The organism is Ramlibacter sp. MAHUQ-53, assembly GCF_052600055.1.
Window position 1 is genome coordinate 162,060 of record NZ_JBQWTS010000008.1, and the last position, 20,481, is coordinate 182,540.

The 20,481-nt window shown below is 71.6% G+C and carries 16 protein-coding genes; 9 read left to right on the forward strand and 7 right to left on the reverse strand.

Annotated elements, in window-relative coordinates:
- Positions 1-24 precede the first annotated feature (24 nt).
- Genes ACT80S_RS13605 through ACT80S_RS13620 form a run of 4 tightly spaced genes read right to left on the reverse strand, consistent with a single transcriptional unit; the run spans position 25 to position 4,831 of the window.
- A complete protein-coding gene (locus tag ACT80S_RS13605; RefSeq protein WP_377416635.1) occupies positions 25-1,260 on the reverse strand; it encodes a DUF3108 domain-containing protein in 1,236 nt (411 codons plus the stop codon).
- Positions 1,239-2,993: a M61 family metallopeptidase gene (locus tag ACT80S_RS13610; protein ID WP_377416637.1), complete on the reverse strand. Its 1,755-nt coding sequence runs from the start codon at positions 2,991-2,993 to the stop codon at positions 1,239-1,241. Before ACT80S_RS13610 ends, ACT80S_RS13605 begins: the two co-directional genes overlap by 22 nt.
- The gene (locus tag ACT80S_RS13615; RefSeq protein ID WP_377416639.1) at positions 2,990-3,709 is read right to left on the reverse strand and encodes a DsbC family protein; all 720 of its coding nucleotides are present in this window, start codon (positions 3,707-3,709) and stop codon (positions 2,990-2,992) included. The genes ACT80S_RS13610 and ACT80S_RS13615 overlap by 4 nt, the downstream gene beginning before the upstream one ends.
- A gap of 24 nt (positions 3,710-3,733) precedes the next feature.
- Positions 3,734-4,831: an FAD-dependent monooxygenase gene (locus ACT80S_RS13620; RefSeq protein WP_377416641.1), complete on the reverse strand. Its 1,098-nt coding sequence runs from the start codon at positions 4,829-4,831 to the stop codon at positions 3,734-3,736.
- A 97-nt stretch (positions 4,832-4,928) separates the two neighbouring features.
- Between ACT80S_RS13620 and ACT80S_RS13625 the strand changes: the two genes are divergently transcribed.
- Entirely contained in the window at positions 4,929-5,792 is an 864-nt protein-coding gene (locus ACT80S_RS13625; protein WP_377416643.1) for an MOSC domain-containing protein, read from the forward strand.
- On the opposite strand, the gene ACT80S_RS13630 is transcribed toward ACT80S_RS13625, so the two are convergent.
- Both ACT80S_RS13630 and ACT80S_RS13635 read right to left on the reverse strand, forming a co-directional pair.
- Complete coding sequence (locus ACT80S_RS13630) at positions 5,767-6,966, reverse strand: MFS transporter (protein WP_377416644.1); 1,200 nt, start codon at positions 6,964-6,966, stop codon at positions 5,767-5,769. The genes ACT80S_RS13625 and ACT80S_RS13630 overlap by 26 nt on opposite strands.
- 7 nt (positions 6,967-6,973) lie before the next feature.
- Positions 6,974-7,270, reverse strand: coding sequence for a hypothetical protein (locus tag ACT80S_RS13635; RefSeq protein WP_377416646.1), 297 nt, complete (start codon positions 7,268-7,270; stop codon positions 6,974-6,976).
- Positions 7,271-7,460: 190 nt separating this feature from the next.
- On the opposite strand from ACT80S_RS13635, the gene ACT80S_RS13640 reads away from it, so the two are divergent.
- The 7 genes from ACT80S_RS13640 (at position 7,461) to ychF (ending at position 18,373) form a co-directional block, all read left to right on the forward strand.
- A complete protein-coding gene (locus ACT80S_RS13640) occupies positions 7,461-8,426 on the forward strand; it encodes an MBL fold metallo-hydrolase (RefSeq protein WP_377416648.1) in 966 nt (321 codons plus the stop codon).
- Between the two features lie 78 nt (positions 8,427-8,504).
- Positions 8,505-10,502, forward strand: coding sequence for a methyl-accepting chemotaxis protein (locus ACT80S_RS13645; RefSeq protein ID WP_377416650.1), 1,998 nt, complete (start codon positions 8,505-8,507; stop codon positions 10,500-10,502).
- Positions 10,503-10,633: 131 nt separating this feature from the next.
- The gene (locus ACT80S_RS13650) at positions 10,634-13,777 is read left to right on the forward strand and encodes an MASE3 domain-containing protein (protein WP_377416652.1); all 3,144 of its coding nucleotides are present in this window, start codon (positions 10,634-10,636) and stop codon (positions 13,775-13,777) included.
- A gap of 36 nt (positions 13,778-13,813) precedes the next feature.
- Positions 13,814-15,067, forward strand: a complete 1,254-nt coding sequence (locus ACT80S_RS13655; protein WP_377416654.1) for an HD-GYP domain-containing protein — start codon at positions 13,814-13,816, stop codon at positions 15,065-15,067.
- On the forward strand, positions 15,067-15,357 hold the full coding sequence (locus ACT80S_RS13660; protein ID WP_377416656.1) for a hypothetical protein: 291 nt from the start codon (positions 15,067-15,069) through the stop codon (positions 15,355-15,357). Before ACT80S_RS13655 ends, ACT80S_RS13660 begins: the two co-directional genes overlap by 1 nt.
- Before the next feature lie 126 nt (positions 15,358-15,483).
- The gene (locus tag ACT80S_RS13665; protein ID WP_377416658.1) at positions 15,484-17,178 is read left to right on the forward strand and encodes an MHYT domain-containing protein; all 1,695 of its coding nucleotides are present in this window, start codon (positions 15,484-15,486) and stop codon (positions 17,176-17,178) included.
- Between the two features lie 100 nt (positions 17,179-17,278).
- Complete coding sequence (ychF, locus tag ACT80S_RS13670) at positions 17,279-18,373, forward strand: redox-regulated ATPase YchF (protein ID WP_377416660.1); 1,095 nt, start codon at positions 17,279-17,281, stop codon at positions 18,371-18,373.
- A gap of 64 nt (positions 18,374-18,437) precedes the next feature.
- Here ychF and ACT80S_RS13675 read toward each other — a convergent pair whose 3' ends face one another.
- Positions 18,438-19,163, reverse strand: coding sequence for an aspartate/glutamate racemase family protein (locus ACT80S_RS13675; protein ID WP_377416662.1), 726 nt, complete (start codon positions 19,161-19,163; stop codon positions 18,438-18,440).
- Between the two features lie 292 nt (positions 19,164-19,455).
- Here ACT80S_RS13675 and ACT80S_RS13680 point away from each other — a divergent pair, with 292 nt between their 5' ends.
- Positions 19,456-20,436 (forward strand): Bug family tripartite tricarboxylate transporter substrate binding protein, encoded by a 981-nt coding sequence (locus ACT80S_RS13680; RefSeq protein WP_377416664.1) that lies wholly within the window; start codon positions 19,456-19,458, stop codon positions 20,434-20,436.
- Positions 20,437-20,481: the final 45 nt, after the last annotated feature.

Genomic DNA, 20,481 nt, shown 5'->3' on the forward strand with positions numbered 1-20,481 from the left:
GCGGAAGCCGCGCGGCCCGCCGCCTCAGCGCTGCTCGATGACCTCGACGACCAGGTCGATGGTGGCCTCATCGCCCATGGAAAGCCGCACCCGCGCCGGCAGGTACTGCAGGCTCGGCGCGAACCAGAACTCGGCGGTGATGTTGCCGCGCGGCGTGGCCAGCGGCCGCGGCCGCAGCCGCCAGGCCGCGACCTCGCCGAGGCGCGGCGTGCGCAGCAGGTCCTGCGCGACGACGTCGTAGGTCCAGGCGTCCAGGCCGCCGGGGCGCGCCAGCCACACCTCCACGGTGCTGCCCAGCGCCAGGGCCTGCCGGCCCGAGGCGAAACGCTGGCCGAGCTCGACGAACTGGCTCGCCGCATCCTGCACGCTGGCCGGGCGTGGCAGGCTGCGGCCGTCCTGCAGCACCACCTCGGCGTCGGTCATGCGCACGCTGCGCCGGCGGCTGCGGCGCACCTCCTCGTAGGCGCGCGGCACCAGGCCCTGCGCGGTGGCCTCGCCCTGGCTGGTGAGGGTGAGCGTGCCCACCAGGCCGAAGTCGATCACCACCTGCACCTGGTACAGCGGCCCCTGGCGCTGCCACTGCACGCGGGCGTTGCCATGCAGCGGGTTGCCGCGGAAGTCGCCCCGCAGCTGGTAGGTGACGCGGGTGTCGCGCGGCCACGGGTCGGCCGGGGACGGTGGTGCGGCCGGTGCGGCCGCCGGGGTCACCGGGGTCGCCGGGGTCGCCGGGGCCGCCGGGGTCGCCGGGGTCGCAGGGGTCGCAGGGGTCGCAGGGGCCGCGACGGCGGCATCGGGCGAGGCAGCCGGCAGGGCAGAAGGTGCGGCGGCAGGAGCAGGCGCGGCGGCCGGTGTCTCGGGCGCTGCCTGCGCTGACGCGGCCGCATCCAGTGCCGGCTCGGGCGCCGCCTCCTGGGCCGGCGCGGGAGCGGGCGTGGTGGGCGTGGCCGTGCGCGGCACGCTGGGCACGGCGGTGGCCACCTGCAAGGCGCCTTCGCGCTGGGGCGGCTGCGCTGGCGCCGCCTCGGCGTCCGCGTCGCGCGCCGGCGGCGGTGGCGGTGGCGGTGGCGGTGGCGGTGGCGGTGCCTCGGGCGTGAGCACGCGCGTGAACATCGGGTCGGCCACGGCGCGCAGCGCCGAGGGCGTGGCCTGCACGCGGGCCAGCCACTCCAGCCCCAGCAGGTGCAGGGCCAGCACCACCGCGCCCAGCGCGGCGAGCGGGACCGCGGCGCGGCGCGGCGTCAGGCGTGGGCCGCCAGCCATGGCTGCACCCGGGCCGCGTCCTTCACGCCCAGGCGCCAGGTGGTGGCCGCCGCGGGCAGGGTGAGGTCCAGGCGCAGCAGGCGGCGGTCGCGCGCCACCAGGGCGACGAGCTTGCGATGCGCGCCGGCGTAGAGCGTGACGTCGTCGACCTTGGCCAGGCGCCAGCCTTCGCCGGCCACCTCGATGCCAAGCCATTCGTCATTGGGCGCGAAGCCGGCCTGCTCGGCGGCGCCGCCCCGCAAAACGGTCTTGACCAGCACCGTGCCGCCGTTGTCGGCGGTGCGCAGGCCCAGCCGCTGCTGCAGCTGCGCCGGGTCCTGGAAGACGGTGACGCCGTGGCGGGCCAGCAGGTCCTCCAGCGGCAGCTCGCGGGTGCCGTGCACCCAGGCCGCGATCTCGCGCGCGAAGCTGCGCCCGCCCAGTTCCTTGAGCACCGCGGCGAAGTCGGCCTCGGTCATGGGGCCGGCCTTGCAACGCGCCCACAGCGCGCGCATCACCTCATCGAGCGTGGTGTTGCCCTCGGCGCGCAGCGTGAGGTCGAAGCACAGCGCCACCAGCGCGCCCTTGGTGTAGTAGCTGATCGTGGCGTTGGGCGTGTTCTCGTCCTGGCGGTAGTACTTCACCCAGGCGTCGAAGCTGGCCTGCGCCACCGACTGCACCTCGCGGCCGGGCGCCTGCAGCACCTGGTTGACGGTCTTGGTCAGGAGCTTGAGGTAGGTGGCGTCGTCGATCAGGCCGCAGCGTCGCAGCAGCAGGTCGTCGTAGTAGCTGGTGAAGCCCTCGAAGAACCACAGCAGCTGCGTGTAGTTCTCCTGCCCGTAGTCGTAGCGCGCGAACTCGGCGGGCCGCAGCTGCTTCACGTTCCAGGTGTGGAAGTACTCGTGGCTGATCAGCCCCTGCAGCGTGGTGTAGCCGTCGGACGCGCGCGCCTCGCCCGCGCGGGGCAGGTCGCGGCGGCCGCAGATCAGGGCGGTGGAGTTGCGGTGCTCGAGGCCGCCGTAGTTGTCGTCGACCACGTTCAGCATGAACAGGTAGGACTGGAACGGCGGCTTCTTGCGGTCATGCCAGAAGCGGATGCCGGCCTCGCAGATCTTGTGCGTGTCGGCCAGCAGGCGCTCGCCGTCGAAGGAGGGGGGCGCGCCCGCCACCACCAGCCGGTGCGGCACGCCGCCGGCCTTGAACTCGGCGCTCCAGAAGCTGCCCATCTCGACCGGGCAGTCCACCAGCTCGTCGTAGTTCTCGGCGAGGTAGGTGCCGAAGCCGCGCTTGCCCACCTTGTGCGGGGGCAGGCCGGTGGCCGCCTCCCAGGCCGCCACCGGCGAGACCAGCTCCAGCGCGTGCGGCTGCTTCTCCTGGCCGTGCACGCGCAGGCACAGGCTGGTGCCGTTGAAGAAGCCGCGCGAGGCGTCGAGCCAGGCGGTGCGCACCGAGTTGTCGAAGGCGTAGACCTCGTAGGTCAGCACCAGTTCGCCGGAGGCCACGCAGTCGGCCTGCCAGCTGCATTTGTCCACCTGCTGCAGCGGCACGGGCTTGCCGTCCTGGCGCGCCGCGAGCCTTTGCAGGTTCTTGGAGAACTCGCGCACCAGGTAGCTGCCCGGGATCCACACCGGCAGCGACAGGCGCTGCGGCGCGGCGGGCCGGGCGATGGTGAGGGTGACGCGAAAGAGATGGGCGTGCAGGTCGGCCGCTTCGACCTTGTAGTGCAGGGGGGCGGCTGCGGGGGAGGGGCTCACTTCACCTCGGCGAGTTTCTGTTCGACCTGCGCGGCGTTGATCGCGCCCGGAATGCGGCTGCCGTCGGCGAAGACCAGGGTCGGCGTGCCGGTGATGCGCCACTTGCGCCCGAATTCGGTGTTGCGCGTGAGGGCCGCCGTGTCGCAGGTGGCATTGGGCGGCAGCTGCTCGCGCACCATCCAGTCGGTCCAGGCCTTGGCCTTGTCCTTGGCGCACCAGATGTTGCGCGACTTGGTGACCGAGTCCGGCCCGAGGATCGGGTAGAGGAACAGGTGGATGGTGACGTTGTTCACGGCCTGCAGGTCCCGCTCGAAGCGCTTGCAGTAGCCGCAGTTCGGGTCCTCGAAGATCGCGATCTTGCGCTTGCCGTCGCCCCGCACGATGGTGAAGGCATCGGCCACCGGCAGGCTGGCGAAGTCGATCGCCAGCAGCTTCTCCTGGCGCTCCTCGGTCAGGTTCTTGCGGGCCTTGGTGTCGATCAGCGCGCCCTGGATCAGGTAGTTGCCCTGGGCGTCGGTGTAGAACAGGTCGGTGCCCACGCGCACCTCCCACAGGCCGGCCATGGGGGTCTTGCGCACCTCCTCGATGGCGTTGCCCAGTTGCGGGACGCGCTCGGCCAGGTTCTTGCGGATCGCCGCTTCCTGGGCGGATGCCGCCCCGGCCAGGCCGGCGGCGAGCAGGGCGGCGGCGATCAGCCGCCGCGTCGTGTGTGCCATGGTGGCTTTCCTCTCAATGACTCGTCACAGGTGGCCGGCCGCCTGCCGCGCCGTCCACCGCTTCACCGGGCCGCTGTGCTCGAAGCCCCGCATGCCCCAGTTGCGCAGGACACTCCAGGCACGCGCGTCCTGCTCGAACAGCACCTGCAGGCCGTCGCTGGCCAGCTGCATCGTGGCCACCTGCGCCTTGCGGGCGCGCTCGTAGCGCCGCAGCAGCTTCATGTCGCCCAGCGGCCGCCAGTACTCGCGCCCGTGCAGCACCTGCGCCAGCGCCTGCACGTCGGCCAGGCCCAGGTTCAGGCCCTGGCCGGCCAGCGGATGCACCGCGTGGGCGGCGTCGCCCGCCAGCACCCAGCCCGGGCCGCACCAGTGGTCGGCCTTGGCCAGCACCAGGGGCCAGCGCACGCGCTCGCTGGACAGGCGCAGGGCGCCCATCTCGCCGTGGCTCGCCTCGGTCAGGCGCGCCTCGAATTCCTCGGCGGGCAGCGCCAGCAACTCGGCGGCGCGCTCCTGCCTGACAGACCACACCAGCGCCGCCGAGTTCCCGTCCGCCCCGCCCAGGGGCAGCAGGGCGAGGATCTCGCCGTCGCGGAACCACTGGCGCGCCACCTGGCCGTGCGGGCGCTCGCCCACCAAGCGCGCCGCGATGGCGTGCTGCGGGTAGGGCCGCACCTCGTACTGCACCCCCAGCTCGGCGCGGGTGGCGCTGGCCTTGCCCTCGCACACCACGGTCAGGGCGGCGGGCCGCGGCTCACGCAGGATTTCGACGCCGGGCTGGTAATGCAGCGCCTGCGCCAGACCCTGCTCGAGGGCGGTGGCGCCGGCGATCCAGGCCAGGGCGGGCATGCCCTGCTCGCCGGCGTCGAAGCGCACCAGCCCGCCCTCGTCGCCATGGACTTCCATGTGCATCACGGGGGTGGCCTCGGTCTCGGCGGGCCAGGCGCGCAGGGACTCGAGCAGCGCGCGCGAGGCGGCGTTCATCGCATAGGCCCGCACGTCGGCGGGGCCGGCCGGGGGGGCCTCGACCAGGCCGACGCGCAGGCGGTCGCGCGCCAGCAGCAGGGCCAGCGTGCGGCCCACGACGCCGGCGCCGCGGATACAGACATCAAGGGGCGCAACCATGGAGGCATTGTAGGAGCGGGGCACAATCGCGCCGGCGCCCCGGGGCCCTGTTTTCGCCCTGTTTGCGCCTCCGTCCAACACCCCCAGGAACTCCGTCATGAGCGACCGCGCCCCCGAAGTGCAGGCCACCGTCTCCCGCCTGTTCGTCTACCCCGTCAAGTCCTGCGCGGGCGTGGCGCTCCAGGAGGCCGTGCTCACCGAGGCCGGGCTGGACCTCGATCGCGCCTGGATGGTGGTCGACGAGGAGGGCGAGTTCGTGTCGCAGCGGGAGCTGCCCCGCATGGCCCTGGTGCAGGTGGCGCTGAAGCTGCACGAGGTGGTGCTGCGCGCGCCGGGCATGCTGGCCCTGCACCTGGAGATCGACCGCGTCGAGAAGCCGGCCCGGGTGCGGGTGTGGGACGACGAGGTGCCGGCGTGGGACATGGGCGACACCGCCGCGCAATGGTTCTCGGATTTCCTCGGCCAGCGCCTGCGGCTGGTGCGCTTCGAGCCGGAGCACCGTCGCCTGTCCAGCCTGAAATGGACCGGGGGCGTCGAGGCACCCAACCAGTTCAGCGACGGCTTCCCGGTGCTGGTGGCCAGCGAGGCCTCGCTGGCCCTGCTCAATGAGCGGCTGGCCGCCGCCGGCCAGCCCGCGGCGGGCATGGAGCGGTTCCGGCCGAACCTGGTGATCGCCGGCGTCGAGGCGCACGACGAGGACCGCCTCGCCACCCTCGACATCGCGGCCGGCGTGCCGGCGCGCCTGCAGCTGGTCAAGCCCTGCGCGCGCTGCCCGATCCCCGACATCGACCCCGCCACCGCGCAGCCCGGCACCGCGGTGGGCGATGCGCTGCGCGCCTACCGCCAGGACCCGCGGCTGGACGGCGCCATCACCTTCGGCATGAACGCCATCGTGCGCGCCGGCGACGGCGCCGTGCTGAAGGTGGGCCAGGCGGTCAGCGCGGACTGGCGCTTAGACTGAACACCAGCCGCCGGAACACCAGCAGCCCCAGCGCCGGCCCCGCCGCCACCGGAACGAACCACAGCGGCGCCGGCAGCCGCTCCACCAGCCACGCCATGGCATGCAGGCTCGCCACGCTGATAGCGAAGCCGATGCAGTTGACGATGGTCAGCGCCGAGCCCACGTAGCCGGGCGGGGCGAGGGCGGCATTGAGCGCGGAGAACTGCGGCGAGTCGCCCGCCACCGCCACGCCCCAGGCCAGCATGAAAGCCAGGAAGCCCGCCGGGGGCAGCGCGTAGGCCAGCGGCGAGAGCAGGCAGCACAGGCCCGAGAACCCGAGCTGGCCGAAGGCCACCCGCGCCCCGCCGGCGCGGCGCGACACCAGCCCGCCGCCCACACAGCCCACGGCGCCGGCGGCGATCACGCAGAAGCTCCAGAAGGGGATGTCCAGCGCCAGGGCCTGGCGCTGCGCATAGGCCGCCAGCATCATCGGCGCGAAGGCCCACAGCGTGTACAGCTCCCACATGTGCCCGAAATAGCCGCTGGCGCTGGCGCGGAACTGCGGCGAGGCGAAGGCCCTGACCACCGCGCGCGGGTCGAAGGGCGCGCCGCTGCCGCCGTGGGGGCCTTCAGGCACCAGCAGGTGCATGGCCACGCCCCCGGCCACCGCCAGCAGCGACACGCCGGCCACCACCTGCGGCCAGAGCCCGCCCACGCCGGCGCCCCGCAGCAGGTGCGGCAGGGCCGTGCCCGCCACCAGCGCGCCCACCAGCCAGCCCAGCGCGACGCCCAGGCCCTCGCGGTACCAGGTGGCGGCGATCTTCATGCCCACGGGGTAGATGCCGGCCAGGAAGAACCCGGTGGCAAAGCGCAGCGCCAGCAGCGTGGCGTGCGGGGCGGGCAGCGCCGGCAGCAGCAGCGTGCCGGCATTGGCCAGCGCGCCGAGCAGGGCGCTGGCCAGGAACAGGTCCCGCGGCCGGAAGCGGTCCGCGAGGTTCAGGACGGCGAAAACCAGGGTGCCGGCGATGAACCCGAGCTGCACCGCCGAGGTGACCCCGGCCAGGGCGTCGGCCGGCAGCCCGAGCGCCTCCTGCAGGTCCGGCAACAGCGCGTTGCCGGAGAACCACAGGGAAGCTCCCGCCAGCTGCGAGAACACGATCGCCGGGAGGATGCGCCCGGGGCGCTCGCCGGCCACGGGGGCCTTACGCGCCGACCGCGTCCTTCACGCACTTCTTGACGTTGCTGGCCTTGGCGGCGCCCGCCAGCTTCTTCTCGGCGGCCGCGGCCTCGCACTTGGCGGTGGCGTCCGACTCGCACTTCTTCATGAAGGAGTTCTTCGCGGCGCCGGCGAGCTTCTTCTCGGCGGCGTTGGCCGTGCAGGTGGCGCCGGCGGGGGCGGCTGCGGCTGCCGGGGCCGAGGCGGCGGCGGGTGCGGCGGTCTGGGCCAGGGCGGGCAGGGCGGCCAGGGCCAGCAGCAGGCTGAGGGTGGTCTTGCGCATGGGGGTGTCTCTTCCGGGGGTACGTGGCGCCAGCCTTTCCGGCGCCTGGCCCCATCGTACTCATCCGGCCAACCTGCAGGCCAGGTGCGAAACAACCTTCTACGCAAGTCAGGAAAATTGCTACCGCCGGCGGCCCGGGCGCGTGCATGTGAAGCTCGCGCCCCCTTCCTACCCTCTGCAGGAGATTTGCATGGATCGACGTGGATTTCTGGGTGCCGGCATCGCGGGCGCAGGCCTTCTGACGCTGGGATCGTCCTGGTCCCAGGCGAGCGCGAACGTGGGGGTGCCCACGCTGCCCGAGCCGGGTTTCTGGCGCATGAAGGTCGGGGCGATGGAGGTCATCGCCCTCAACGACGGTGCCACCCGCCGCCCGCTGGACGACGAGTTCGTGCGCAATGCGCCCCTGGAGCAGGTCAAGGCCCTGCTCGCCTCCCAGAACCTGCCGACCGACTACGTCGAGATCCCCTACACCCCGTTCCTGATCGTTCAGGGTGGCACGCGCATCCTGCTGGACACGGGCTTCGCCGACAACGGTCCGCCCACCACCGGACGGCTGCGCGGGCTGCTGGCCTCGGCGGGCTACCGGCCCGAGGACATCCAGCATGTGGTCGTGAGCCACTTCCACCCGGACCACATCAACGGCCTGCGCGCCAAGGACGGCTCGGCCGTCTTCCCCAACGCGCGGGTGCATGTGCCGGCGCCGGAGTACGCCTTCTGGATGGACGACGCCCGCATGAATGCCGCCGGCCCCGGCCTGCGCGGCGTGTTCCAGCTGATTCGCAACCGCCTGGGCGCGGTGCCTGCCGACCGCCTGGTCAGGTTCGAGCCGGGGCAGGACGTGCTGCCGGGCCTCAGCTCGATGGCCGCCTTCGGCCACACCCCGGGCATGAGCGTATTCTCCGCGCGCTCCGAGGGCCAGACCTTCACCTACGTGGCCGACGTGACCAACATCCCCTCCCTGTTCGCGCGCAACCCGGACTGGTCCGTCACCTTCGACATGAATCCCGAGCAGGCCCGCCAGACGCGCCGGCGCATCTTCGACCTGGCGGTCAAGGAGAAGGCGCTGGTGGGCGGCTTCCACTTCCCCTTCCCCGCGCTGGGCTCGCTGGAGCCGTCCGGAAGCGGCTACCAGTTCAAGCCGGTGACTGCAGGATAAGAACTTCTTGTTTGCACCGGCCCGTGGCCGGCTCCCAGGGCGAGTGCGTGCAGGGTTTGCCCCTACACTGCCGTACTTATGAAAGTTAAGACGCGCCTGGTCCTGGGAGGACTGATCTCTTTTGCCGGCCTGCTGGTCGTCGCCCTGCTGGCCCTGTGGCTGGAGCGCGCGGCGCTGCTCGAGGAGCGCAAGGTCAAGACCCGCCACCTCGTCGAGGCCGCGCACACGCTCGTGACGCACTACCAGGCGATGGAGAAGGCGGGCCTGTCCGCCGCCGACGCCCAGGCCGCCGCGATGCAGGCCGTGCGCGGCCTGCGCTACGAGCAGAAGGAGTACTTCTGGATCCATGACCTGGGCACGCCGGCGCCGCGGATGCTGATGCATCCCACCTCGCCCGCGCTCGAGGGCAAGACGCTGGACAGCGAGAACTTCAACCGCGCGACCAGCCTGCAGGCCGGCGCCGACGGCCCGGTGGTGGCCACCACCGGCCGCAAGAACCTCTTCATCGCCTTCAACGAGGTGGTCGCCCAGGCCGGCCACGGCTTCGTCACCTACGAGTGGCCCAAGCCGAAGCAGGGCGGCGGCACCACCGAGGAGGCCTACGAGAAGCTCTCCTACGTGAAGAAGGTCGACGGCTGGAACTGGGTCGTCGGCTCGGGCATCTACATCGACGACCTGGACGCCCGCTTCTGGCGCCTGGCGGGCCAGTACGGCCTCGTGCTGCTGGCGGCCATGGCGGTCATCGCCTGGATGATCCGCTGGCAGATCACCAGCATCACCCGCCCGCTGGAGGCGCTGCGCAGCACCGTCACCGCGATCGAGCAGACCTCCGACTTCTCCCGTCGCGCCGACGTGCGCTCGCAGGACGAGGTCGGCGCCACGGCCCGCGCCTTCAACCAGCTGGTGGCCGCGCAGCAGGTCGCCATCGGCGAGGTCAACGCGGTGGTCAAGGCCATCGCCTCCGGCGACTTCAGCCAGCGCGTCAACGCCGACCTGCGCGGCGACCTGGGCATCATGCGCGACGCGGTGAACGCCAGCGCGCAGAGCGTGGACCAGACCATGAAGGCCCTGCAGGCCATGATGAAGGCCCTCTACAACGGCGACTTCGCCCAGCGCATGTCGCCCCAGGTCAAGGGCGAGCTGCGCGCCGCCGTGGACAACGCCATGCAGGCCATGCAGGTGCTGCTGGACGACGTGGGCCGCGTGATGAACGCGGTGGCCCAGGGCGACCTGCGCGGGCGCGTCGGCGCCGAGGCGCGCGGCGACCTGGCGCAGCTCAAGACCCACATCAACGACTCGCTGGACGCCCTGGGCGCCACCATGCGCGCCGTCAGCGGCAACACCCGCCAGGTGGCCGCCGCCGCCAACCAGAGCAGCCAGGCGATCAGCCAGATCAGCGACGGCGCGCAGAACCAGATGCATGCCATCGGCCAGCTGGCCAACGCGGTGCGCGAGACCGCCACTTCGGTGGGCGACGTCTCCCGCAACACCGAGGCCGCCAGCTCCCGCTCGCGCGACTCGATGGCGCTGGTGCGCGCCGGCCGCGACAAGATGGCCACGATGGTCGAAGTGGTCAACGGCATCGCCGCCAACTCCGAGAAGATCAACAAGATCACCGAGGTGATCGAGAACATCGCCAACAAGACCAACCTGCTGTCGCTGAACGCCGCGATCGAGGCCGCCCGCGCGGGCGAGCATGGCAAGGGCTTCTCGGTGGTGGCCGAGGAGGTGGGCAAGCTCGCGGCCAGCAGCGCCGAGAGCACCCAGGAAATCGCGCTGCTGGTGCAGCAGGCCGTGGCCGAGGCCCGCCGCGCGGTGGAGACGGTGCAGCAGGTCAGCGCCGACATGGAGCAGATCGAGCTGGGCGCCAGCGAGGCCGACGGCATGATGCAGCGCATCTCCGCCGCCCTGGAGCAGCAAAGTTCCGCGGTGCAGTCCATCAACCAGAACATGGCCAGCCTGAACCAGATCGCCGAGTCCAACGCCTCGGCCAGCGAGGAGATCACGGCCACCGTGATCGAGCTGTCGAAGATCGCGGACGGCACCCGCCGCGAGGTGGAGAAGTTCAGCGTCTGAGGCGCTGACACCCCGGCCAAGCCCGGGGCTGGCGGGAGCCTGCGGGCCCGGTTGCTAGTGATTTAACATGTTCATGGGAGATACTCTCCATGAACATCGAATAACGCACGCAAGACCCGGGAACCCGCCTGGTGCAGTCAGACAACCCGATCACGTCCTGGAAAACACTGGTCCGAGTCCTGTGGCTGCCAGCCACGCTCTCGGTCTTCAGCTGGCTGGCGGCGCAGGTGAACTACCTGCTGTTCCACTCGCTCGCCGAGTCGTTCTCCATCATCGTGGCCGGCTCCGCGCTGGTCGTGGCGTCCAGCGCCATGCGCTACACGCGCAACCACTTCGTGGTGTTCATCTCGGTGGCCATCGGTTGGTGCGCAGGCCTGGACCTGCTGCACACGCTGGCCTTCAAGGGCATGAACGTGCTGCCCACCGACAGCGCCAACCCGGCCACCCAGTTCTGGATCGCCGCGCGGTTCATGCAGGCCGGGGCGCTGGTGGCCGCCCCCTGCTTCCTGCGCCGTCCGGTGCGCCTGGCCTGGCTGCACCTGGTGTTCGGCAGCGTCTCTGCGCTGTTCACGCTCCTGATCTTCCTGGGGTATTTCCCCGACGCCTACGTCGACGGCCAGGGCCTCACCGACTTCAAGGTCTACGGCGAGTACGCCGTCATCGGCCTGCTGGCCCTGTCGGCCCTCCTGCTGTGGCGTCAGCGCGCGCGGATGTCCAGGCCGGTGCTGGGCGGCATGCTCGCGGCCATCGTGGCGATGATGCTGTCGGAGTTCGCCTTCACCCAGTACGTCGGCGTCTACGCCTCGGCGAACCTGGTGGGCCACCTGCTGAAGATCCACGCGTACTGGTTCGTCTATCTCGCGCTGGTGCGCAACTCCGTGCACGAGCCCTTCCTCCAGCTGCAGGACGAGATCCGCGAGCGCGAGCGCCTGGGGCGCGAGCGGGAGCAGGCACTGCACCAGCTCGGCGAGCGGGTCAAGGAGCTGCGCTGCATGGGCGCGGTGGCCGCCCTCATCGAGCGGCCCGACCTGCAGGTCACGCAGCTGCTCCAGGGAGTGGCCGAGGTGCTGCCCCCGGGCTTCGAGCATCCCGCGGCCGCGCGGGCGCGCATCGTCAGCGAGTGGGGCGAGTTCGGCGCGGCGCGCCCCGGCACGGCGCCGGCCCGGGGCCTGTCCCAGCCCCTGTGGCTCGACGGCCGCGACGTCGGCCGCATCGTGGTCTGGTATGACGACGCGCTGGTCCCGGCGGATGCGCAGTTCCTGCCCGAGGAGGTGGACCTCCTGCACCACATCTCCCGGCAGGTGTGCGACGCGATCAAGCGGCTGCAGGCGGAGGAGCGCATCCAGCGCCTGCGCTACCTGTACGAGATGCTCAGCGCCACCACCCGCACGGTGGTCCACAGCCAGAGCCGCGACGCCTTGCTCGAGGCGCTGGTCAAGGTGCTCATGGCCCACGGCGCCTTCCCCGTGGTGTTCATCGCGGAGACCCGCGAGGACCCCTGGCCGCTGCAGCTGAAACAGCATGCCGGCATCGCCGAGGACCGGCTGCCGCTGCTGCGGCGGCTGCTCGGCGAACGTGGCAGCCCGCTCCAAGACGTGGTGGTCCACCTGGCCGGCGGGGAGGTCTTCGCGGAGCCGGTGCCGCGCCTGCCCGGGGCGGCGGCCGGCGACGAGGCCAGCGACATGGCGCAGTGGCGCGAGTACCTGTACGGGCGCGGCATCACCCAGCGCGCGGTGATGCCGCTCCTGTGCCAGGGGCGGCTCACGGGCATGGTGGCCCTGTACGCAGGCGGCCTGTCCACCTTCGACGACGAGCAGCTCCAGCTGCTGCGGGAAATCGCGCGGGACATGGGCTTCGCCCTGGACCACCTGGCGCAGCGTGAGCGGTTCGAGCAGACCTCGCAGCAGGCGCGGCTGATGGAGCTGCGCTTCCAGGAGGTGTTCAAGGCCTCGCCGGTGCCGATGCAGCTGATGGACCTGTACCAGCACCGCGTGCGCGCCCTCAACGACGCCCACCGCCAGTGGCTCGGGTACTCGGACGACGACCTCGTCACCGACGACGACTGGTTCCGCCTGGTCTACCCCGACGACCAGGTTCGCAGCGAGCTGCGCGCCCACTGGGAGGCGAGCATCGCGCAGGCGCGCCTGGGCGGCCCGGTGGTTTCGCCGGAGATCACACTGCGGCGCAAGGACGGCAGCACCCGCATCGCCCGCGGCACCATGACCGTGGTGGGTGAGGACGCCATCATCGCCTGGACCGACCTCACCGAGCTGCGCGAGGGCGAGCGCGCCCTGCGCGAAAGCGAGCACCGCTTCCGCAGCCTGGTCGAGGAGACCGTGACGGGCATGTACGTGCGGCGCGAAGGCCGCTACATCTACGTCAACCCCCGCTACTGCGAGATCACCGGCTGGCCGGCCGAGGCGCTGGTGGGGCAGGAGGTGCTGCAGTTCACCGACCCGGATGCCCAGAACGTGGACCGCATCCGCCATGCCTGGTCGCAGGTGCACGACGGCCGCAACGAGCCGGTGTCTTACGTGGTGCCGTACCGGCGGCAGGACGGCAGGCGCATCGAGCTGGGGCTCACCGCCAAGGTCATCACCTGGGACGACGGCCTGCCGGCCACCGTGGTCCTGGCCGAGGACATCACCGAGCGCCGGCGCACCGAGGAACAGATCGCGGCCTATGTGAAGCAGCTCGAAGGCGCGATGCGCGGCACCCTGCAGGCTGTCTCGAACATGGTGGAACTGCGCGACCCCTACACCGCCGGCCACGAGCGGCGGGTGGGCCTGATCGCCAGCGCCATCGCGCAGGAAATGGGCTGGCCCGCGCCACGCTGCGAGGCGCTGGAGATGCTGGGCCTGGTGCATGACGTGGGCAAGATCGCCGTGCCCTCGGAGCTCCTGACCAAGCCGACGCGGCTGTCCGGGCCGGAGATGGACCTGATCCGCGGCCATGCGCAGGCGGGCTACGAGATTCTCAAGGACGTGCCCTTCCCGTACCCGGTGGCCGAGATCGTCTGGCAGCACCACGAGCGCATGGACGGCAGCGGCTACCCGCGCGGCCTCAAGGGCGAGGAGATCCTGCCCGAGGCGCGCGTGCTGGCGGTGGCCGACGTGATCGAGTCCATGGCCTCCCACCGCCCCTACCGGCCGGCAGTGGGCCTGGAGGCAGCCCTCGCCGAGGTGGCCGCCAACCGCGGCACGCTGTATGCGCCGGAGGTGGTGGACGCCGCGATCCGCCTGGTCCGGGACAAGGGCTACGTGCTGCCCACGTGAGGCCGCCGCACCGCTGACACGCGCAGGAGGAGAACGATGATCCACGCCGATTTCCGCCAGGTCGTCTACGCCCTGTCCGATGCCCTGGACCTGGTGGGCGTGGACGACGTCGCCCACGGCAAGCGGGTCGGCGTGATGGCCGCCGAGTGCGCGCGGACCCTGGGGCTCGGGGACGCGGAGGTCCACTTCGTCTTCGACCTCGGCCTGCTGCACGACATCGGCGTGTCGACCACCACCATGCACCGCCACCTGGTCGAGGAGTTCGACTGGGCCGGCTCGCAGGCGCATGCGATCGTGGGCTGGGAGCTGCTGCGGGATTTCCGGCCGCTGGCGCCGCTGGCCCTGCCGATCCGCTACCACCATACGCGCTGGGACCGCCTGGTGGCCGAGGGTGTCGACGCCGACGTGCGCCGGCGCGCCAACCTCACGCTGCTGGCCGACCGGGTCGATGCGATGGCGGCGCCGCACTACGCCAGCGGGAAGGTGCTGCAGCATCGCGACGCCATCCGCCACGAGATCGAGTCGCGCAGCGGCAGCTATTTCTCGCCGGAGCTGGTGGCGGCCTTCATGAAGATCTCGGCCCACGAGGCCTTCTGGCTGCAGCTGGAGCCGGCGGCCCTGGCGGGCTACCTCGCGGACATGCTGGCCACCAGCCGCCCGCTGGCGGCCAGCCACGCCGAGATGCTGCAGCTGGCGCGGATCTTCGCCGCCATCGTCGACGCCAAGAGCCGCTTCACCGCGGCCCACTCGCGCGGCGTGGCGCTGGTGGCCCGGCGCCTGGGCGAGCGCCTGGGCCTGGAGGCCGAGCGCTGCGACGAGATCGAGATCGCCGGCCTGCTGCATGACCTGGGCAAGCTGCGGGTCCCCGACGAGATCCTGGACAAGCCCGCCGCGCTCGACGCCGACGAGCGCCTGGTGATGAACGCCCACAGCTTCGGCACGCTTCAGATCCTGCGCAAGATCCGCGGCTTCGAGGCCATCGCCGACTGGGCGGCGGACCACCACGAGGCGCCTGGCGGCAAGGGCTATCCGCGCGGGCGGGACGGCGCGGCGCTGCCGCTGGAGTCCCGCATCCTGCGCGTGGCGGACATCTTCCAGGCCATGGTGCAGGACCGCCCGTACCGCCAGGGGCTGGGCCCGCAGGCGCTGGCGGACTTCATGCGGGACCTGCGTGGCAAGGGCGCCATCGACGCGCAGGTGGTCGACGTGGTCCTGGCGCACCTCGACGAGATGATGGCGATTGCCCGCCGGCCGCAGCCGGCGACCGAAGAATCCATGGAGGACGCATGATGAAGACCCTGCGACCCGCATTGCTCCTGGCCGCCGCCTCGCTCCTGGCGGCCTGCTCCAGCGAGGTGGACAAATGCGTCGCCGCCCAGGTGGACGCCTGGCAGGCGGAGCAGAAGCGCCTCAAGGACGACATCGCCAGCGGCCGCAAGCAGCAGGCCACCGGCGAGAACGACCTCACCCGTGCCCTCGAGCGCCTGGAGGGCAAGGTGGTCCTCGACACCCGCAGCAAGGACGAAGTGGCGGCGCAGGCCCGCCTGAAATGCCTGCAGGCGGCGCCCGCGCCGAAGTGACGGCCTCGCCCTGGCCGGGCTCGCCGATACCGCTTTTGGGATCGTGATAACCTGAGCAAAATCCACTGTTGCTGACGCATCTTTCCGAAGTAACGAGATGCAGGGCAGATGGATGTCCACCACCTCATGATCCCCCACGTCGCAGACTGGTTCCTGGCTGCCGGGCCCGCGTCGCTGGTGCCCGGCGGCTACCAGTGGCCGCTCGTGCTGCTGTCGCTCCTGGTGGCCGCAGCCGGCTCGGGCACGGCGCTGTACATCGCCTCGGCCCAGCAGCTCATGGCCTCGCCGCGCCACCGGTGGCTGGCGCTGTCGGCTGCCACGCTGGCTCTCGGCGGCGCGATCTGGAGCATGCACTTCATCGGCATGCTGGCCTTCGAGCTGTGCGCCAGCGTGCGCTACGACCCGGCCATCACCGTGCTGTCCAGCCTGCCCGCATTCGCGGCGGCGGCCGTGGCCCTGCGCGCGCTCGAGCACGGTCGGCTGGGGCCGCGCCGACTGCTCGCCAGCGGCCTGTGCATGGGCGCGGGCATCGGTGCGATGCATTACAGCGGCATGCTGGCCATGACCATGGCGCCGGCCCTGCGCTTCGACCCGTGGCTGTTCGCCCTGTCGGTCGTGGCGGCCGTCACGCTGGCCACCCTGGCCCTGTGGGTGCGTGAGTTCATCGCGCGCCTGGGCGGCGCGGCCAAGCGCCTGCGCCATGCGCTGGGCGGCCTGGTGATGGGGGCGGCGATCACCGCCATGCACTACATCGGCATGGCGGCCGCGCGCTTCGTGGGTACGGCCGAGAGCGCCGTGCCGGTGCCGGCCGAGGACCGCTGGCTCCTGACCTGGATGATCGCCATGGGCGCCTTCGGCCTGGTCGGCGTGGTCTTCTCGGGCGGGCTGCTGATGCGCCTGCGGCTGATGCTGACGCAGCTGCGCCTGCGTGAGCGCGAGCTGCGCACCATCTTCCAGAACGCGATCGATGCCATCGTGACCACGAACGACAAGGGCCAGGTGCAGTCGGTCAACCACTCGTTCGAGTGGATGTTCGGCATGCACACCGACCAGATCCTGGGCCGGGACGTGCACCGCATCCTGCCCGAGTGGCCCTCGGACGCGGGACGCTCCCGCGCGGCGGCGGACGATTTCAGCGGCGTCGAGTCGCACACGATGGAGGTGCGGGCGGTGCGGGCCGATGGCAGCGAGCTGCCCCTGCGCCTGTCGCTGGTGCGCATCACCGAGCGGGGCCAGCAGGTGCAGGTCGGCTTCCTCATGGACATCACCGACATCAAGCAGCGCGAGGCCGCCGCCGAGCACCAGGCCCACCATGACCCGCTCACCGGCCTGTGCAACCGCACCGGTGCCCTGCGCGCCCTGCACGACACCCTGGCGGCGGCGCCGTACCACGCCGGGCGGCTGGGGGTGCTGTTCATCGATGTCGACGGCTTCAAGCAGGTCAACGACGGCCTGGGCCATGCGGCCGGCGACCGGGTGCTGGTGGAGGTTGGCCGCCGGATCCGCGGCTGCATCCGCCACTCGGACCTGGCGGCGCGGCTGGGGGGCGACGAGTTCCTGGTGCTGCTGCGGGAGCTGCCCGACGCGGGGATCGCGCAGTCGGTGGCCGCCAAGATCCTGGAGGCGGTCTGCGCGCCGGTCGGTCTGGAGCAGGGCGAGGTCCGCGTCGGCTGCAGCATCGGGCTGGCCATGGCGGTCGAAGCCGACGGCCAGCCGGGCGGCGCCGGGCGCCTCATCGAGCGCGCGGATCTGGCGATGTACGAGGCCAAGCGCCTGGGCAAGGGTCAGGTGCGGCAGGCGGAGCCGGTGCCCGCCGGTTAGTACAATCGCCCCCATCTCCGCCGCCCCCAGGCGGCATGTGGACGAGGTCCAGCGTCCCGCGCCCCGCGTGCCCGGGCCGTCCAATCCAAAAGGTTTTTCCATGTCCCTCAAATGCGGCATCGTCGGCCTGCCCAACGTCGGCAAGTCGACCCTCTTCAACGCCCTGACCAAGGCCGGCATCGCCGCCGAGAACTACCCCTTCTGCACCATCGAGCCGAACACCGGCGTGGTGGAAGTGCCGGACCCCCGCCTGCAGCAGCTGGCCGACATCATCAAGCCCGAGCGCATCGTCCCCGCCATCGTCGAGTTCGTGGACATCGCCGGCCTGGTGGCCGGCGCCAGCCAGGGCGAGGGCCTGGGCAACCAGTTCCTGGCCCATATCCGCGAGACCGACGCCATCGTCAACGTGGTGCGCTGCTTCGAGGACCCCAACGTGATCCACGTGGCCGGCAAGGTCGACCCCATCGCCGACATCGAGGTGATCCAGACCGAGCTGTGCCTGGCCGACCTGGGCACGGTGGAAAAGAGCCTGCAGCGCTACACCAAGGCCGCCAAGAGCGGCAACGACAAGGAAGCCGCCAAGCTGGTGCAGATCCTGGGCAAGGTGCAGGCCGTGCTGAACGAGGGCAAGCCCGTGCGCACGCTGGACCTGTCCGCCGAGGAGCAGGCCCTGCTCAAGCCCCTGTGCCTGATCACCGCCAAGCGCGCGATGTTCGTGGGCAACGTGAGCGAGGACGGCTTCGAGAACAACCCGCTGCTCGATCGCCTGAAGGACTACGCCGCCGGCCAGAACGCACCCGTGGTGGCCATCTGCGCCAAGATGGAAGCCGACATGGCCGACATGACGGACGACGACCGCGCCATCTTCCTGGAGGAGATGGGCCAGACCGAGCCTGGCCTGAACCGCCTGATCCGCGCCGCCTTCAAGCTGCTGGGCCTGCAGACCTACTTCACCGCCGGCGTGAAGGAAGTGCGCGCCTGGACCATCCACATCGGCGACACCGCGCCCCAGGCCGCCGGCGTGATCCACGGCGACTTCGAGCGCGGCTTCATCCGCGCCCAGACCATCGCCTTCGACGACTACATCGCCTTCAAGGGCGAGCAGGGCGCCAAGGACGCCGGCAAGATGCGCAGCGAAGGCAAGGAGTACGTCGTCAAGGACGGCGACGTGATGAACTTCCTGTTCAACGTCTGATCCCCCGGCGCCTCCCGCCCAGCCCGCTCGATGCGGGCTTTTTCATGCCTGGCGCCGGCGCCGCTCAATCCCGGGCCGGCAGGCCCGCCAGGGCCGGCGCCACGCCCTGCCACCGCGCGAAGAAGCCGTCCTGCGCCTGCGGCGCCGGCGGCAGCTGGCGGCCCAGCAAAACGTCCAGGCCGGCGTGGGCGCTGTCGATCAGGGGCAGGGGGCTGCGGTCCTGCAGGCGCTGCGCGTAGCCTGCCAGGCCCGCGCCGCCGAGGATGACGGACTGCACGCCGGCCTGGGCCGCCCGCTCGCAGGCCTGCCCCAGGCAGCGCAGGGCCATCTCCGGATCCGCCTGCAGCGCCGCCCCGCTGGGCGCCACCGTTTCGATGTGCCGCAGCAGGTCGCCAAACCCCAGGCTCTGCGCCAGGCGCTGCAGCATGGGCTTCCAGCGCTCGCCGCCGGTGACGATGGCAAACGGCCCGCGCGCCGCCGCCACGAGGAACGAGGCCTCGGCCAGGCCGGTGACGCCGCAGCCGCTGGCTTCCCGCAGCGCGAACAGGCCGGGGTCCCCGAAGCAGCCGATCAGCACCCCGTCCAGGGGCTCGGGCTGCGCCTGCCGGTCCTCCGCCCAGGCCTGCAGGCAGGCGTGGGCCGCGACCGCATGGCTGGCCTCGCAGGCGATGTAGCTGGCGCCGAAGCGGGCCGTGCGCACGTCCAGGCGCGTGTCGGCAGGCAGGCGGGGCAGCAGGGTGTCCTGCAGCCGCTGCGTCGTGAGCGGGTTCGTGTTGGGGTTGATCAGCAAGAACCTGCGTGTCTTCTTCTGGTGCATGTCGTGTGGGGTTTCGGGCTGTCGGGCCGGGGCGTGTCCGGAATTGGTGCGCCGGGATCTGCAAGACGGGGCATTCAAGTTCCGCGCCAGGGCGCGATCGCCCCGTCCTGGCGCAGGCCGCACCGGACGGGCCCCTGGCGCCGCGGCCCTCGCTCGCACGAACAGGCGTTGGCCCGGACTGGCACAGGTCGTGCTGAAGAGCTTCCAACCGGCGAGTGCAGCGCATCGCCGGGAACCGCTTCAACCTGAACCAGAAAGAACCGACATGAAACGCCGTGAATTGCTGGCTGCCGGCGCTGCCGCCCTCGCCGCCCCCTGGGTCCACGCCCAGTCCCCCGCGTGGCCGACCAAGGGCCCGATCCGCCTGATCTGCCAGTACCCGCCCGGCGGCCTGGTGGACACCGTGGCGCGGCTGATGGCCCCGCACCTGTCGCAGGCCCTGTCCCAGACCGTGGTGGTCGACAACCGCGCGGGCGCGGGCGGCCTGATCGGCACCGAGTTCGCTTCCCGCCAGGCCGCCGACGGCTACTCGCTGCTCGTGAGCCACGCCTCGGTCCACATCTACGCGGCGGCCACCCGCCGCACCATGCCCTTCGACCCGGTGAACGACTTCACCCACCTGGGCATGCTGGTGGAGGCGCCGATGATGCTGCTGGTGCGCGCCCAGTCCCCGTACCAGACGCTGGCGCAGTACGTGGCCGCGGCCAAGACCAAGCCGGTGCGCTACGGCACCTCCGGTATCGGCTCGGCCAACCACCTGTATGGTGAGCTGCTGAAGATCGAGGGCCAGGCCGACCAGCACGACCACGTGCCCTACCAGGGCAGCGCCCCCGCCATGCAGGACCTGCTGGGCGGCCAGATCGACAGCGTGTTCGACCCGGTGACCACCAACGTCAACCAGCTCAAGGCGGGCTCCCTGCGCGCGCTGGCCGTGTCCACGCCCAGCCGCCTGCCGGCCCTGCCCAACATCCCGACCTTCGCGGAGCTGGGCTATCCCTCGCTGACCGGCTCGCAGTGGCTCGGCCTGTCCGGCCCGAAGAACCTGCCCGCGCCCATCGCGCAGCGCCTGACCGCCCTGATTCCCGAGATCCTGGCCAAGCCCGATGTGATCGCGCGGCTCGAGGAGGTGCAGACCCTGCCGCGCAAGACCCCCGTGGTCGGCGAGGAGTTCAACAAGCTGATTCGCTCGCAGATCGGCAGCTGGACCGCCGTGGCCAAGCGCGCCAAGGTCGAAGTGGTCACCTGAGCGCGCGGGGCGCAAGGCCCCGGCGCCTCGGCGGCGTCCCGGTTC

What these genes read in the sequence shown, in the direction of transcription:
- ACT80S_RS13605 (WP_377416635.1), bottom strand. Translation starts at nt 1,260, where the DNA reads ATGGCTGGCGGCCCACGCCTGACGCCGCGCCGCGCCGCGGTCCCGCTC.
- ACT80S_RS13615 (WP_377416639.1), bottom strand. Translation starts at nt 3,709, where the DNA reads ATGGCACACACGACGCGGCGGCTGATCGCCGCCGCCCTGCTCGCCGCC.
- ACT80S_RS13620 (WP_377416641.1), bottom strand. Translation starts at nt 4,831, where the DNA reads ATGGTTGCGCCCCTTGATGTCTGTATCCGCGGCGCCGGCGTCGTGGGC.
- ACT80S_RS13625 (WP_377416643.1), top strand. Translation starts at nt 4,929, where the DNA reads ATGAGCGACCGCGCCCCCGAAGTGCAGGCCACCGTCTCCCGCCTGTTC.
- ACT80S_RS13635 (WP_377416646.1), bottom strand. Translation starts at nt 7,270, where the DNA reads ATGCGCAAGACCACCCTCAGCCTGCTGCTGGCCCTGGCCGCCCTGCCC.
- ACT80S_RS13640 (WP_377416648.1), top strand. Translation starts at nt 7,461, where the DNA reads ATGGATCGACGTGGATTTCTGGGTGCCGGCATCGCGGGCGCAGGCCTT.
- ACT80S_RS13645 (WP_377416650.1), top strand. Translation starts at nt 8,505, where the DNA reads ATGAAAGTTAAGACGCGCCTGGTCCTGGGAGGACTGATCTCTTTTGCC.
- ACT80S_RS13655 (WP_377416654.1), top strand. Translation starts at nt 13,814, where the DNA reads ATGATCCACGCCGATTTCCGCCAGGTCGTCTACGCCCTGTCCGATGCC.
- ACT80S_RS13660 (WP_377416656.1), top strand. Translation starts at nt 15,067, where the DNA reads ATGAAGACCCTGCGACCCGCATTGCTCCTGGCCGCCGCCTCGCTCCTG.
- ACT80S_RS13665 (WP_377416658.1), top strand. Translation starts at nt 15,484, where the DNA reads ATGATCCCCCACGTCGCAGACTGGTTCCTGGCTGCCGGGCCCGCGTCG.
- ychF (WP_377416660.1), top strand. Translation starts at nt 17,279, where the DNA reads ATGTCCCTCAAATGCGGCATCGTCGGCCTGCCCAACGTCGGCAAGTCG.
- ACT80S_RS13680 (WP_377416664.1), top strand. Translation starts at nt 19,456, where the DNA reads ATGAAACGCCGTGAATTGCTGGCTGCCGGCGCTGCCGCCCTCGCCGCC.